This is a genomic window from Dietzia sp. IBK-p2-16D, from assembly GCF_057773085.1.
The window spans coordinates 69,377-83,599 of the sequence record NZ_JBYMTL010000002.1; the positions used below are offsets into that span (position 1 = coordinate 69,377).

Here is a 14,223-nt window from a genome sequence, read left to right on the forward strand (position 1 = left end):
TTGTGATTTGGTTGCGGGTCCCGGTGGAATCACAAGTCTTGGTCCACCCCTTGTCCACCGTTGGTCCACAAGACTCCACAGGGTTGTCCACAGCTGTGAAGGGTGTGACAAAGGGTGTGCGCGGGGTCGCGGAATGGTGGGACACCGCGCACCGGGGCGCGAGCAACGACCCGGCAGCGGCTGTCGAATCGAGCCCGGAGGGCCCGGCGTGGACACATTTTCCCCTGCCGCGCGAGAACTTCCGGTCGAATCGGGGCGTGTATCCGGTCGGGTCGCGACGCCGGAGACGGTAGGCGGACGCCCAGGGGCCTCTACGGGCATCTGCGGCGGCCCGGGTTCATCGCACCCCGGGGTGAGGACGCCGTCGGGTGATGGGTCGTGCTCGTCCGAGACGGCACGCGAAGGGGATGCGGCGCAGGTCGTGCGGCCACGCTGAGGCTTGCTGCGCAGCTCAGAGGGACCGCGAACGCTCCTTGATCCGGGCAGTGAGCTCCTGGATCTGGTCGTACGTGCGCCGGTCGTCCTTGATCTCCTTGAGGATCTTGCGCTGGGCGTACATGACCGTCGTGTGATCCTTGCCGCCGAAGGTGACGCCGATCTTGGGAAGCGACAGGTCGGTGAGCTCGCGGCACAGGTACATGGCGATCTGCCGGGCGCGCGACAGTGACCGGGTCTTGGAGGTGCCACACAGTTCGTCGATGCTCGTGGAGAAGAACTCCGCGGTCACCGCCATGATGGTCGCCGCCGAGATCTGCAGGGAGTCGTCGTCGGACACCACGTCACGGAGGACGACCTCGGCGAGAGGCACGTCGATCTCGTGGCCGTTGAGGGAGGCGAACGCCACGACCCGGATGAGTGCACCCTCGAGCTCCCGGATGTTGCGCTGCACGCGGGTGGCGATGAGTTCGAGGACGTCCCTCGGCACCACGTAGTTCTCGGACTTCGCCTTCTTGTCGATGATGGCGATCCGGGTCTCCAGCTCGGGGGGCTGGATGTCGGTGATCAGACCCCATTCGAAGCGGGTGCGCAGGCGATCCTCGAGCGGTTGGAGCTGTTTGGGCGGCCGGTCGGACGAGATCACGATCTGCTTCTGCGCGTTGTGGATCGTGTTGAAGGTGTGGAAGAACTCCTCCTGCACCTGTTCCTTGCCGATGAGGAACTGGATGTCGTCCACCAGGAGGATGTCCGCCTCGCGGTACCGCTTCTTGAACATGTTCTGGCGGCCGTCACGGACGGAGTTGATGAAGTCGTTGGTGAACTCCTCGGTCGAGACGTACTTGACCTTCTGTTCGGAGTACATCCGCAGGGAGTAGTGCCCGATCGCGTGGAGCAGGTGGGTTTTGCCCAGTCCCGACTCGCCCCAGATGAACAGCGGGTTGTACGCACGGGCCGGGGCCTCGGCGACCGCGAGCGCCGCGGCCCGGGCGAACCGGTTGGAGTTTCCCTGGACGAAGGCGCTGAACGTGTAGCGCTCGTTGAGACCGGGCGCGGTCGCGGCCGACAACGCCTCGTCGCGGTCGCTGCCGTGCAGGAGACGCTCGGCGGCGATCTGCTCCTCGGTCATCCGCCGTGGGCGGGTGGTCGCCGGCGGATGTTCGTCCTCGTCGCCCGGTCCGTGGATGTCGTCCGCGGTGATCTCGGGTTGGCCGGAGTCGTCGTCCGTCGGAGGTTGTCCCCCGGCGAGTGACGTGTCGACCTTGACGGCCAGGTCGATGGGCTCGCCGAGCTGGGAACTCAGGGCACGGGTGATGGGTCCGCGTAGGACGGACTCGATGTTGTCGCGGGCGAACGCCGACGGAGCGGCGAGCATCGCGAACCCGTTGACCACGGCGATCGGTTGGACGAGCCGGAGCCACGCCTGCTGTTGGCGGGACAGGGCCGGGTTGTCGTCACTGGCCAGTTCCGGATCGGTCAGTCTGTCGAGGACGGCACTCCACACGTGTTCGAGTTCTGGAGACACGGTGGGCGGTCTCCTCTCGTCGTGTGTCGGGCGTCGCCGGTGGTCCGGGTGGCCGGCGGTGCCGGAGCCACACTCTATCCACAGGCTCCGACCCAGGTCCACTGAGGTATCCACATGGTTGTCCACAGCTGTGGGAAGACAGACCCCTCCCGTCTGTACACGGGGAGGGCTTCAGTGGGAGGGCCGGGAGTGTTGTGAAGAATCTAGGTTATTCCAGCCCTCGTGGGGCTCGCTTGAGGAACGACGGTAACAACACGACGATCAACGGGGCAACCCTCAAGAGTGACTGGAGGCCGGATGTCAAGCATCGCGGCCGTAGGCGTGTCGTTCTGGCCAGCAAACTGGTATCAGTGAGACGAGTGGGATTACACGGTTTGGTGGGTGACGCTCCGGGCGCGTAATCTTGAAAAGTCTGTCGTGCGCCCGTGGGCGCTCGGCGCGTCGTGGTGCCGCCGTCTCCGGTGATTCGACGACGTCTCGAACTCGATCGGGCGCCGGTCACGGCGCCGACTTCACGTGAGGAGCCAACCATGGCCAAGGGCAAGCGGACCTTCCAGCCGAACAACCGTCGTCGTGCCAAGGTGCACGGCTTCCGTCTGCGCATGCGCACCCGCGCCGGTCGCGGCATCGTCGGCGCTCGCCGGCGTAAGGGCCGCGCGTCGCTGACGGCCTGATTCCGGCCGGGGTGGCGGGTGCTCCCCAGGACGCACCGGCTCCACCGTTCCGCTGACTTCGCGACGGTGGTGCGCAAGGGTGCCAGGAAGGGCCGCCGCACCATGGTCGTACACGCCCACGTGGACTCCTCGGATGTCCGCGTGGGCGGTCCGCGTTTCGGGCTGGTCGTGAGCAAAGCCGTCGGGGACTCGGTGACTCGTCACCGCGTCAGCCGGCGGCTTCGTCATATCGCGGCCGACCTCGTGGAGGAGGCCGGGGACGACCTCATGGTCGTCATCCGCGCCAACCCCGCGTCGGCCGGTGCCACGCACGACGACCTCGTGCGGGATATGCGCGCCGGGCTGGCCGCCGCGGCCGCCCGCGCCAGGGGCTCGTCGTGAGCTCCGGGCGGCCGGGCCCCCTCGCGCGGGTCCTGTTGTGGATGCTCGACTTCTACCAGAAGGGGATCTCCCCGTGGACCCCGCCGAGCTGCCGGTTCGAACCCACGTGCAGTAGTTACGCCGTCGAGGCGGTCCGCGTCCACGGTGCCTGGTACGGCACCTGGCTGTCGGTGTGGCGCGTGCTGCGCTGCGGTCCGTGGACCCCGGGTGGCTGGGATCCGGTACCCCGGCCCCGGGCGCCTGATCCGCCTTGTGACGAGCATGACGAGCATGACGAGCACTCCGACAATTCTCGAACGTAGCTAGGACTCCACACCCATGTCGTTCATCACCAACCCTCTGGTCTATTACCCGATCTCGGGGATTCTCTGGTTCTGGCACAAGATCTTCGCCTTCGTCGGCGGACTGCTCCCCTGGGTCGAGGCACCCGACTCCAACGGTGTCATCTGGGCACTGTCGGTCATCTTCCTCGTCTTCACCCTGCGAGCGCTGCTGTTCTGGCCGGCCGCCAAACAGATCCGTTTCTCCCGCAAGATGCAGGAGATGCAGCCCAAGATGAAGGAGCTGCAGAAGCGGTACAAGAACGACCGCGAGAAGCTCGCCGTGGAGACCCGGAAGCTCCAGAAGCAGGAGGGGTTCAATCCCCTGCTGGGCTGTCTGCCGATGCTGATCCAGATCCCGGTGTTCCTCGGTCTGTTCCACGTGCTCCGGTCGTTCAACCGGATGGGTTCGCAGTTCGGTGCACTGGGGATGACGGCGGAAGAGACCCGCAACACGGGCAACTACGTGTTCAGCGCGGACGAGGTTCAGAGTTTCCTCGATGCCCGTCTGTTCGGAGCACCGCTGTCGTCCTTCATCTCGCAGCCGGTCGAGCAGTTCCAGGCATTCGTCGAGCCCGGCGCCATGCTGGACTTCGCGCGGTGGAACATCATCCTCGTCGCCATCCCGTTGATGATCGTCTCGGCGGTCACCACGCATTTCAACGCTCGCATCTCGCTCTCGCGGCAGTCGCCGGAGGCCGCGGCCAACCCCCAGGCCAAGATCATGAACCAGCTGATGCTGTGGGCCTTCCCCATCGGCATCCTGGTCACCGGTGCGTTCTGGCCCATGGCGATCCTGGTGTACATGGTCACCAACAACCTCTGGACCCTCGGGCAGCAGTACTTCCTGTACGAGAAGATGGCCAAGGAGGACGATGCCGCCGCCCTGCAGCGTCGTGAAGAGCAGAAGGCGCTGGCTCCCCGGGTGGGCGTGAAGCCCAGCAACTCGAAGAAGAGCCGGCCGTCTGCATCGGGTACTGCCGGAGTGTCGGGTCCGACGGCGGAGGTCGGTACCGCGACGGTCGACGACGGCGAGGTTCACGGCCGCGGGTCCGGTCCGGCGGACGCCCCGGGTTCCGCCCCGCGTCCGGGTCAGCGACCTCAGGCCCCCGGTGGTCAGCGGACCAGGCCGGCCCAGAAGGGGTCGGGTTCGCGTCCCCAGAACAAGAAGAAGAAAAAGAAGCGCTGACCCGATTGGGAAACGCGATGGACAAGGTCCCCGATGCTCCGGTGTCGGGGACCTTGTCCCATACTTGGGGTAGTTATTCGCCGCCCTCTCCGGGGGGCGGCGATCGGCGGTCACGACGGAGGCGGGTCCATGTCCAAGAGGAACATCGAGGTGTCCGAGGAACGATTGGTCGAGGAGGGCGAGGTTGCAGGTGACTATCTGGAGCAGCTTCTCGACATCCTCGACTTCGACGGGGACATCGACCTGGACGTGGAGGGCGATCGGGCGGTGGTGAGCATCGTGGGCGGCGATGATCTGGACACACTGGTCGGGTCGGACGGGGCCGTCCTCGACGCGATCCAGGAACTGACTCGCCTGGCTGTGCAGCAAGAGCTGGGTGACCGGAGTCGGCTGATGCTCGACATCGCTGGGTGGCGGGAAGCCAAACGCGAGGCGTTGACGGACTCGGGGCGCGTGGCCGCGCAGCGCGTCCTCGAGTCCGGGGAGCCGGAGGAACTCGAGCCCATGACGCCGTTCGAGCGGAAGATCATTCATGACGCGATCGCCGAGATCGCGGGCGTGACCTCGGACTCGACCGGGGTCGAGCCGAACCGGCGGGTGGTCGTGCTGCCGGAGTGAGGGCCGGGCACGAGACAGGGGTGTGAACCGGACGGTTCGCACCCCTGATCCGTGTCCGCAGGAGTAATGACACGGGTGTGATTCACGCCCGTGTTTCACGTGAAACCGCGGCGACAATTGGCCGCGAGGAGGCAGCGACATGATGAACGGACACACGGACCACGAAGCGTCACGTGACAGCGACGGCTCAGCGGGTGCGCTCGGCGAGGACGGCAACCGCGCTGATGGCGATGTCGACCCGACCGTGATGCCGCCCACTCCCGTGGCTGCTGCCGATGTCTTCGGAGACCGTCTCGCGCTGGCAATTCGCTATGTCGATTTTCTCGGGTCCGCAGCTCTCGAGCGCGGGCTGATGGGCCCCCGCGAACGCCCGCGTCTGTGGGATCGTCACGTCCTCAACAGTGCAGCCGCCGCATCCCAGTTGGAACGCTCGGAGTCGGTGGTGGATATCGGAAGCGGGGCGGGGCTACCCGGAATCCCGCTCGCCCTCGCCCGCCCGGATCTGTCGATCACTCTTGTCGAGCCGCTGCTCCGACGGGCGACCTTCCTTGAGGAGATCATCGATCACCTCGGGATCGATGTCCGCGTCATCCGTGGGCGTGCAGAGGAGAAGTCGGTGATCGCCGAGGCCGGTGAGGCGGATGTCGTGACCTCGCGCGCAGTGGCGCCCTTGGCGAAACTCGCAGGCTGGTCTGCTCCGCTGTTGCGGGTGGGCGGACGCATGGTCGCCCTCAAGGGTGAATCGGCGCTCGAGGAGGTGGACCGGGACCGGGCCGCTCTACGCAAGCTGGGTTTCGAGGATGTCCGCGTGGAGACGGTCGCCGCCCCCGATGCGGAACCTACGAGGCTGGTTATCGGCACCCTGGCGACTAGGATGGGTGGCCGTGGCTCCCGATCGCGAGGACGCGGTCGCCGGAGTTGATCAGGCCCGACGGGCCGGCGCTCGATGTCGGTTTCACGTGAAACAATGACATCGGATCGGCGGTAGCGCGCCGCGCTTCGATGGAACCCGAAAGGTGACGGATGTCCGAAGACGAGACCCCGATTTTCGCAGCCGCACGGCAGGCGAACGAGGTGCTCCATGGGTCAGCCCCGGCTCTCCCCCGCCCCGGCTCGCCTCGGATCATCACCATCGCCAACCAGAAGGGTGGCGTGGGGAAGACTACGTCCACCGTCAATCTCGCGGCAGCTCTCGCGCTCGGCGGGCTGGGCGTTCTCGTGATCGACATGGACCCCCAGGGCAACGCGAGCACTGCGTTGGGTGTGGACCACAGGGAGGGAACACCCTCGAGCTACGACCTCCTGATGTGGGAGGCGTCCGTGGACGAGTTGATGCAGAAGAGTCCGCACGCCGAACGTCTCTTCTGCGTTCCTGCGACCATCGATCTGGCCGGTTCGGAGATCGAACTGGTTGGTCTGCCGCAGCGGGAGCGGCGCCTGGCGGAGGTCCTTCTTCCGGAGGACCTGCAGTCACTCGGCATCGACTACGTTTTTCTCGACTGCCCGCCCTCGCTCGGACTTCTCACCGTCAACGCAATGGTCGCGGCCCGGGAAGTGCTCATTCCCATCCAGTGCGAGTACTACGCTCTCGAGGGCGTGGGCCAGCTCCTCCGCAATGTGGAGCTGATCCAGCAGCACCTGAACACGGAGCTGGAGATCTCGACCATCATGCTCACCATGTACGACGGTCGGACCAAGCTCGCCGAGCAGGTGGCCGGTGAGGTCCGCACGCACTTCGGTGAGACCGTGTTGCGGACGGTCATCCCGCGCAGCGTGAAGGTGTCAGAGGCCCCCGGCTTCGGAATGACGATCCTGCAGTACGACGCCGGCTCACGAGGTGCTCTGGCGTACCTCGACGCCGCCCGTGAGATCAATGCCCGTGGTGGACCCGTCGGACCGGATCGCCTGGTCTCGTCGACCGTTTCGCGAGAAGCTGAGGGCGTCGAGCGCCCGGAGGAGAACCGATGAGTCAGCAGCGCAAGGGTGGACTCGGCCGAGGGCTCGCAGCTCTCATCCCCACCGGTCCCGATGAGGGTCCGCGTCTGGGGAGCGACGCAGCGGACGTCATCCTCGGACCGCGTAATGGTGGCCCCCGTACGACCCCTCCACGACCCCGCGCCGGTGCGGCGGGTGGTGGTCGTCCGGCCGCGTCGGGCGTACGCGGGGCCGACCACGTAGTCTCCGACGCCGGGACCACGGCGTCCGCGGGCGTTCATGACTCCGATGTTTCACGTGAAACCGCCGAGCTCGTCGACCCGGGGGCTGTCTACCGGGAGATCTCCCCCGGCGAGATCGAGCCCAATCCAAAGCAGCCGCGAACCTACTTCGACGAAGAGGCGTTGGCGGAACTCGCGCACTCCGTCAAAGAGTTCGGTTTGCTCCAGCCGATCGTCGTCCGTGAAGTGCCGGGCGGCCGGTATCAGCTCATCATGGGTGAGCGCCGCTGGCGGGCGAGTCAGCGGGCCGAGCTCGAGACGATCCCGGCGATCGTTCGGCAGACCGACGACGAGGATCTGCTGCGAGACGCGCTACTCGAGAACATCCATCGAGTTCAGCTCAACCCACTGGAAGAAGCCGCTGCGTACCAGCAGTTGCTCGAGGAGTTCGACGTGACCCAGTCGGAGCTGGCGACGCGCATCGGGCGGTCCCGGCCCGCCATCACCAACAGCATCCGCCTGCTCCAGCTCCCGACGGCGGTCCAGCGCCGGGTCGCCGCAGGTGTGTTGTCCGCAGGGCACGCCCGGGCTCTCCTGGGGCTGGAGGCCGGTGCGTCCGCGCAGGACGAGTTGGCGGCACGGATCGTCGCGGAGGGGCTCTCGGTACGAGCAACCGAGGAACTCGTCACCCTGGCGAACCGGGAACCCGGGGATGACACGGGGAAGCCCGCGCCTACACCGCGGGGACGCCAGCGTAACCCTGAGCTGGAGGCGGTGGCGGGTCGACTATCCGACCGCTTCGAGACATCGGTGTCGGTGACCATGGGCCGACGCAAGGGTCGCATCACGATCGATGTGGGGGACGCGGACGATCTGGCACGGGTGCTCGCGCTACTCGAGGGCGGGTCGACCGGATCTCCGCGATGATCTCCATTCGATCGTTGGACCTGACGGCGGTGGATGATCTGGGTCCACAGGCCCGTCGTTGTGTGTACTGGCAGACCGACGGTGACCACTCCCCCGGTGATCCCGAGTTCGAGAAGGAGGCGTGGATTTCGCACGTGTCCTTGGAGTGGGGTGTCTGCGGCCAGCTCGCCACCTATGGTGACAGGTCGACCGCGGCCGCGTTCTATGCCCCCCCGGGCATGGTGCCGAGGGCGATGTGTTTCCCGACCTCACCCGTCGGAGCGGATGCAGTGTTGCTGGCGGGGATGAGCGTGGAACACGGAGCACCCGCCGGGATCCTGACCTCGTTGCTCGATGCCGTCGTCGTCAACGTGCGGAGCCGCGGAATCAAGGCGATCGAGGCGTTTGGGATCACGTCCGAGGACCCCGGGCCGGTTACGTCACGTGACGGGTGCGGCGCCGACTCCTGCGTGGCGCCCATGAGCTTTCTGGTGGAGCACGGGTTCACAGTGGTCGCTCCCCACGAGACACACCCTCGCCTCCGTCTGGATATCGAGAGCGAGCACCTGTGGAAGGCGGACGTGGAGCGCGCTCTCGATCAGCTCTTCGCGGAACACGGATTCGCTACGCGGCGGCTGGGTGTGCTGTCGGGAGCGTCGGCACGGGCAGGTGTTCAGGGACACCGTGTGGCGGCGCGCCACCGGGGTCAGTCGCGCTGACGCTGCTCGTAGTCGATGAGGTCGTCGACGGACATCGACCCGGTGGGGTGATCGTCCTCGTCGAGAAGATAGAGCCGCTTCACACCCACCAGGATCGAATCGATGATGGTGTCCTGGGCATCGCGATCCCCGAGGATCGCGAGGTCCTCTGGGTTGTAGGCGTAACCCAGGAAGATCTGCACCGAGGGCATGCGGGTCATCCGCAGGAGCGGCCAGCTGCGGCCATGGGTCCGGCAATCACGCAGAGTGGTGCGGCTGACGATCTCTCGCTGGATGAAGCCGGACAGGGCCTCACCGAGCATGGACTCGGCACCGAGTGAGTTGCCGAAGTAGAACGTGGCGACCCCGTTGCCCACCGGGTTGGGGTGACGGTCCAGGCGGAGCGAGAGGATGAGGTCGGCGTTGAAGGCGTTGGCGATCTCCGCGCGCTCGGGATCGGTCGGGATCATCGCCTCGGGCCTGGAGAGGAAGACCTCGACGCCGGCCTGGTTCATCCGCTCGGAGAGCCGCCGCGTGATGTCCCAGAGGAGCTCGGCGTCGGTGATCGTCCCGTACGGGGTGTCGATCCGGATGGGATTCTCCGAGCCGCTGGGGCCGGGATCGAGGACGATCCGCTTGCCGGCGAGCATCGGCCCGGAGGTGCGGGCGCGCTCCTTCTCGACGAGTGAGGCGACATCGCCGCCCTTGAACAGGGTGGAGAAGCGGCTGAGGGTGTCGAGGGTGTCCGCGCCCACCACGCCGTCCGCCGGCAGGGCGCAGTCGCGTTGGAAGTCGGTGACCGCGGCGTGGGTCAGGGGCCCGAAGGTCCCGTCCACGAGGCCGGCGTAGAACCCGAGTTCGCCCAGCCGACGCTGCAGCTGGGCGATATCGTCCCCGGCCATCGGCTTGGAGACGATGTAACTCAGATCCCGGGTGCCCAGGACATGGCTGGCGTCGTCGAGAGCCGCCTGCGTGGCCGAACCAACGATTCCGTCGGAGATCAGCCCACGGGCCTGCTGGAAGGCCAGAACGGCCGTCTCCAGGTCGGCGTCGAAGACGGCGTCGGTGCGCGCCAGGACCGACCCGGTCTCGGGCTCGGTGACCCCGACCGACTCGATGTTGTGCAACAGACCCATGCCCGCGAGGGTGGCCCTGATCGCGGCCACCTCTGGCCCACGGTCACCACGCCTCCACGCCATGGGTCTCCTCCCGCTCTCCTCGTGATGGGTACCCGGATGAACTTACCGTCTCGCCCTCGGACACGCCCGATCCGTGCCGGGCACAGGGGCCCGTGGGAGGGGGCGGCGCCGGGGTGCTCAGGCCCCGAGAACGTCGCCCAGCTCGGAGCGCAGCGCGGACTTGGACTTGGCGCCGGTGATGCGCTTGACCGGCTGGCCCTCCTGGAACAGCAGCATCGCCGGGATCGCCGTGATCTGGTATTCGGCGGCGAGCTCCTGGTTGGCCTCGACATCGACCTTGGCGACGGTGAGCTTGTCCGCTTCAGCGCCGGCGAGTTCGTCGAGGACCGGCGCCATCATGGTGCATGGGCGGCACCACGTGGCCCAGAAGTCGACGAGTACCGGCTTGGAGCCGCTGGCGGCGAGGACGGAGTCGGCGAAGTCGGCCTCGGTGACGTCGATGATGTTCGGGGTGTCGGCCATGATGGCGGTCCTTTCGGGGTGGGTGATGGGGTCCTGGGGGTTCAGGACGATTCGCGGATCACGCCTGTTCGGCGAGCCAGCGCTCGGCGTCGATCGACGCGGCACAGCCGGAACCGGCGGCGGTGATCGCCTGGCGGTAACGGTGGTCCACGAGGTCGCCGCAGGCGAACACGCCGGGGAGGGAGGTGGCGGTGGTCTGACCGGTGAGGACGTACCCGTCCTCGTCCACCTCGACCTGGTCGCGCACCAGCTCGGAGCGCGGGTCGTGGCCGATCGCCACGAACATCGCGGCGGTCTCGAGCTCGCTCGTCTCACCGGTGACGGTGTTGCGCAGACGGAGCTTCTCGACCGAACCGGTCGCTCCGGACAGGACCTCGTCGACGGCCGTGTTGAGGACGAACGAGATCTTCTCGTTCTCGCGAGCCCGCTCCAGCATGATCTTGGAGGCGCGGAACTCCTCGCGGCGGTGCACGATCGTCACCGAGGAACCGAACTTGGTGAGGAATGTGGCCTCCTCCATCGCCGAGTCCCCGCCGCCGACCACGACGATCGGCTTGTCACGGAAGAAGAACCCGTCGCAGGTGGCGCACGAGCTCACACCGCGGCCGAGGAACTCCTGCTCCCCCGGGACGCCGAGATAGCGTGCTGCGGCTCCCATGGCGAGGATCACGGCGCGGGCGCGGTGCTCCTCCTCGCCCACCCGGACCGTCTTGATGTCCCCGGCGAGGTCCATGGACGTCACGTCCTCCATGCGGAGGTCGGCGCCGAACCGCTCGGCCTGCTCACGCATCTGCATCATGAGGTCGGGGCCCATCATGCCCTCGGCGAAACCGGGGAAGTTCTCGACGTCGGTCGTGGTCATGAGCGCGCCGCCGAACTGGGAGCCCTCGAACACCACCGGCTTCAGCTCGGCCCGTGCGGAGTAGATGGCGGCGGTGTAGCCGGCCGGGCCGGATCCGACGATGATGACGTCGTGGACGGTGTCGCTCATGAGTTCTCTGGGCTCCTCGCGCGGGTCGGCGGTTGATCGTCAGGACCTGTATCACGGTGCCAGGCCTTCTCAAGGCCACAACACCCCGGGGCCCCGGCTTGTTCCCGCCCCCGTGCGCCGGGTGACGGGACGAACACCCCCGGGGCGGCGGTGGTGGCCCACAGGACGGGGCCGTTGACGGGAGGTCCCACTGACGGCGGGTGCCCACTGTCGGGAGGTCCCACAGACGGAAGTGACCACCGGCTCAGTTCGTGAGGGTGACTCCCTCGAGCAGGACGCTGAGTTTCGCGCGGCCGCGCGAGCACCGGCTCTTCACGGTGCCCGGGGGGATGTTGAGCAGGTGGCTCGCCTCGGCGACGGTGCACCGCAGCATGTCGACGACGACGACGGCGTCCCGCTGATCCCCGGGAAGCTCCGCCAACGCCTCGGCGACGATGATCGCGTACGCCGGGTCCTGGTAGAAGTGGTCGCGTAGCGTGACCTGCTCGTGCAGGGCCGGCGTGAGCTGGGTGTGTGTCCGCAGACGCTGCGACCGCATCTTGTCCAGGCAGGCGTTGACCACGATCCGGTAGAGCCATCCCTGTACGGGGCAGGCGTGGCGGAACGTGTCAGCCTTCCGGTAGGCCGACACGAGGGCCTCCTGCAGGGCCTCGGCGGCGTCATCGCGGTTGAACGACGTACGGATGGCCAGTCGCCACAGGTAGTCGTAGTGCCGCCGGACCAGGGCGGAGAAGGCGTCGGGGTCTCCGGCGACGTGCGCGTCCAGCAGTTCCACGTCGGTCAACGGGGACTCTGCACGGATAGGCGACGCTGCCCGCACAGGCGACTCCGCACGCATGGGCGAATCCGCACCGTGGAGTGCGCGGGGACTCGCCGCGGTCGGTGCGGCGGTACCGGTGTTCACGGCCGTCACCGTAACCCGGCCGGGCCCGGCGTGGGGGTCTCTCCCCGGACCGTCAGCGGGTCAGTTCGACCTCGGTGATCGTGGCCTCGTAGGCATCGGTCCCGGACGTCCCGAGACGGGTGATCCACACCAGGAGGTGCTCGGCCTTCTCCGGCTCGTCGATCGTGACGGTCGCCGTGCCGTCACGGACGGTGCCCGTCCCGAGACGCGTGGTCTCGTCGAGGGACGTCGGTGAGGCGGTGGGCGAGGACCGCACCTCGAAGCGCACGTCGTCGTCCCGGGATCGGAGGACGACCCGGCGTACCTCCTGCTCGCCGTCGAGGGTGAGCATCAGGCCGATACCCGGCTTGTAGGCGGACGGTCCGTCCCCGATCTGTGAGCGGTAGGTGTCGCTGGACCACGAGGTGGACGGGTCGCCGTCGACCACGTCGGGAGCGCTCCCCGCGTTCTCGGCGGTGCCGTTCGAGGACGGGGGTTGCCAGGTGGTGACGGTCGAGACGGTGACCGGGGTGGACGGGGCGTCCTCCGGTGTCGTCTTCTCCTCGCCCTCGTCCGCGGCCGATCCGTCGTCGGCGGGCTCGGCGGCCTGCGAGGCGCGGCTGGCCTGGGCGGCCCGCTCGATGGCGTCGAGTTGCTGCGCGAGCGGGGTGTCGTTGCCGGCGCTGCCGAACGCGCCGAGCATCCACGCGAACAGCAACGCGATCACCACGACCGCGGCAGCACCGGTCCCGGCCATGATCTGCCACCGGCGCTTCTGGACCTCCGGATCCGGCTCCGCATACGGCTGCGGGTACGACCCAGCTTCCGGTGTGGGATCCACCTCCGCCGCCCAGCGTGTCGTGGGTGGGCCCACCGGGTACGTGGGTCGGGAGGCGGCCCGTTCCGGCCCGCCGACGCGGTCGGTCACCATGGCCCTGACGGTGGCCGCCGAGCTGACCGATGACCCGTCGAGGGACCGCATGGCCAGCACCGCGGACTCCGGCGCGACCCCGGAACCGGCGACCGTGGGGTCGAGGACCTCGTCGTCGTCGTCCCTGGGGGCGGCCCCGGGCCGACCGTCCGTGGGTTCGTGCCGATCGGAGCCCTCGGGCAGCGGGAGCGGCCACGACCCGGCGAGGAGCGCGAAGAGGGTGGCGCCCAGGCCCTGCACGTCGGCTCGGGCGTCGGCCCCGGCGCGGACCCCGGGGAAGGCCAGGACGGCGCGCCCGTCCTCGGTGAGACGGATCCGGTCGGGCGAGTCTAGGCCCAGGGCCAGTCCCGCCTGCTCGGCACGGGTCGCGGCGTCGGCGAGGTCCCACACCGCGCCCACGGCGGAGTCGGGATCCGGCTCGGCCACCGCCGCCGCGAGGCTGCGTCCGGGTATCCACTCCGAGACCACGATGCCGCCCGCCCGGCCGCGGATGACGTCGAGCACGCGCGCCAATCCGTCGGCGTAGACCGCGGTCAGGGCGACGGTCCGGTCGAGCACGCCGGTCGCCGAACCCGGTGGCTGCTCGCCGGGGAGGGGGTCGACGAAGGTCAGGGCGACGAACCGGCCCAGGCGTCGGTCGCGGGCCCTCCAGAAGCTCTGTCCGGCGACACCGCCGCAGGGCTCGAGGAGTTCGTATCTCCCTCCGGAGACCAGACCGCCGACGGTGAGACGAGGTGGCGGCGGGGAGGAGTCCGATGCCGGGGCTCCAGTCTGCTCACCCACCCGATGACCCTCCTCGCCTGGTGCGGCAGCCCACCAGGAGGCACCGCTCGTGATCCCCGAGTGTACGTACCG

General features: G+C 68.0%; 15 protein-coding genes. 9 read left to right on the forward strand and 6 right to left on the reverse strand.

The window, feature by feature from the left end; genetic code table 11:
• Positions 1–451: 451 nt before the first annotated feature.
• Positions 452–1,960 (reverse strand): chromosomal replication initiator protein DnaA, encoded by a 1,509-nt coding sequence (gene dnaA / locus AC3DE3_RS04650; protein WP_396118712.1) that lies wholly within the window; start codon positions 1,958–1,960, stop codon positions 452–454.
• A gap of 530 nt (positions 1,961–2,490) precedes the next feature.
• Here dnaA and rpmH point away from each other — a divergent pair.
• The 9 genes from rpmH (at position 2,491) to AC3DE3_RS04695 (ending at position 8,923) form a co-directional block, all read left to right on the forward strand.
• Complete coding sequence (rpmH, locus tag AC3DE3_RS04655) at positions 2,491–2,634, forward strand: 50S ribosomal protein L34 (RefSeq protein ID WP_007629603.1); 144 nt, start codon at positions 2,491–2,493, stop codon at positions 2,632–2,634.
• 18 nt (positions 2,635–2,652) lie between these two features.
• Complete coding sequence (gene rnpA, locus AC3DE3_RS04660) at positions 2,653–3,015, forward strand: ribonuclease P protein component (protein WP_260486148.1); 363 nt, start codon at positions 2,653–2,655, stop codon at positions 3,013–3,015.
• The gene (gene yidD / locus AC3DE3_RS04665) at positions 3,012–3,317 is read left to right on the forward strand and encodes a membrane protein insertion efficiency factor YidD (RefSeq protein ID WP_260486147.1); all 306 of its coding nucleotides are present in this window, start codon (positions 3,012–3,014) and stop codon (positions 3,315–3,317) included. Before rnpA ends, yidD begins: the two co-directional genes overlap by 4 nt.
• Before the next feature lie 16 nt (positions 3,318–3,333).
• On the forward strand, positions 3,334–4,524 hold the full coding sequence (yidC, locus tag AC3DE3_RS04670; protein WP_260486146.1) for a membrane protein insertase YidC: 1,191 nt from the start codon (positions 3,334–3,336) through the stop codon (positions 4,522–4,524).
• Between the two features lie 129 nt (positions 4,525–4,653).
• The gene (locus AC3DE3_RS04675) at positions 4,654–5,142 is read left to right on the forward strand and encodes a Jag family protein (RefSeq protein ID WP_488369148.1); all 489 of its coding nucleotides are present in this window, start codon (positions 4,654–4,656) and stop codon (positions 5,140–5,142) included.
• Positions 5,143–5,281: 139 nt separating this feature from the next.
• Positions 5,282–6,064: a 16S rRNA (guanine(527)-N(7))-methyltransferase RsmG gene (gene rsmG / locus AC3DE3_RS04680; RefSeq protein ID WP_488369150.1), complete on the forward strand. Its 783-nt coding sequence runs from the start codon at positions 5,282–5,284 to the stop codon at positions 6,062–6,064.
• Between the two features lie 101 nt (positions 6,065–6,165).
• Positions 6,166–7,110, forward strand: coding sequence for a ParA family protein (locus tag AC3DE3_RS04685; protein WP_488369151.1), 945 nt, complete (start codon positions 6,166–6,168; stop codon positions 7,108–7,110).
• Positions 7,107–8,225, forward strand: a complete 1,119-nt coding sequence (locus AC3DE3_RS04690) for a ParB/RepB/Spo0J family partition protein (protein WP_488369152.1) — start codon at positions 7,107–7,109, stop codon at positions 8,223–8,225. The genes AC3DE3_RS04685 and AC3DE3_RS04690 overlap by 4 nt, the downstream gene beginning before the upstream one ends.
• Positions 8,222–8,923 (forward strand): hypothetical protein, encoded by a 702-nt coding sequence (locus AC3DE3_RS04695; RefSeq protein WP_260486142.1) that lies wholly within the window; start codon positions 8,222–8,224, stop codon positions 8,921–8,923. Before AC3DE3_RS04690 ends, AC3DE3_RS04695 begins: the two co-directional genes overlap by 4 nt.
• Here AC3DE3_RS04695 and AC3DE3_RS04700 read toward each other — a convergent pair.
• The 5 genes from AC3DE3_RS04700 to AC3DE3_RS04720 form a co-directional block, all read right to left on the reverse strand.
• The gene (locus AC3DE3_RS04700) at positions 8,911–10,101 is read right to left on the reverse strand and encodes an N-acetylmuramoyl-L-alanine amidase (RefSeq protein WP_260486141.1); all 1,191 of its coding nucleotides are present in this window, start codon (positions 10,099–10,101) and stop codon (positions 8,911–8,913) included. The two genes, AC3DE3_RS04695 and AC3DE3_RS04700, sit on opposite strands and share 13 nt — an antisense overlap.
• A 117-nt stretch (positions 10,102–10,218) precedes the next feature.
• Positions 10,219–10,563 carry a thioredoxin gene (trxA, locus tag AC3DE3_RS04705; protein WP_260486140.1) on the reverse strand — a complete coding sequence of 115 codons (345 nt, stop codon included), beginning with the start codon at positions 10,561–10,563 and terminating at the stop codon, positions 10,219–10,221.
• 58 nt (positions 10,564–10,621) lie between these two features.
• Positions 10,622–11,554, reverse strand: coding sequence for a thioredoxin-disulfide reductase (gene trxB / locus AC3DE3_RS04710; protein WP_260486139.1), 933 nt, complete (start codon positions 11,552–11,554; stop codon positions 10,622–10,624).
• 244 nt (positions 11,555–11,798) lie between these two features.
• Entirely contained in the window at positions 11,799–12,458 is a 660-nt protein-coding gene (gene sigM, locus AC3DE3_RS04715; protein WP_260486138.1) for an RNA polymerase sigma factor SigM, read from the reverse strand.
• Between the two features lie 52 nt (positions 12,459–12,510).
• Positions 12,511–14,151 carry a protein kinase family protein gene (locus tag AC3DE3_RS04720; RefSeq protein ID WP_488369153.1) on the reverse strand — a complete coding sequence of 547 codons (1,641 nt, stop codon included), beginning with the start codon at positions 14,149–14,151 and terminating at the stop codon, positions 12,511–12,513.
• Between the last annotated feature and the right edge of the window lie 72 nt (positions 14,152–14,223).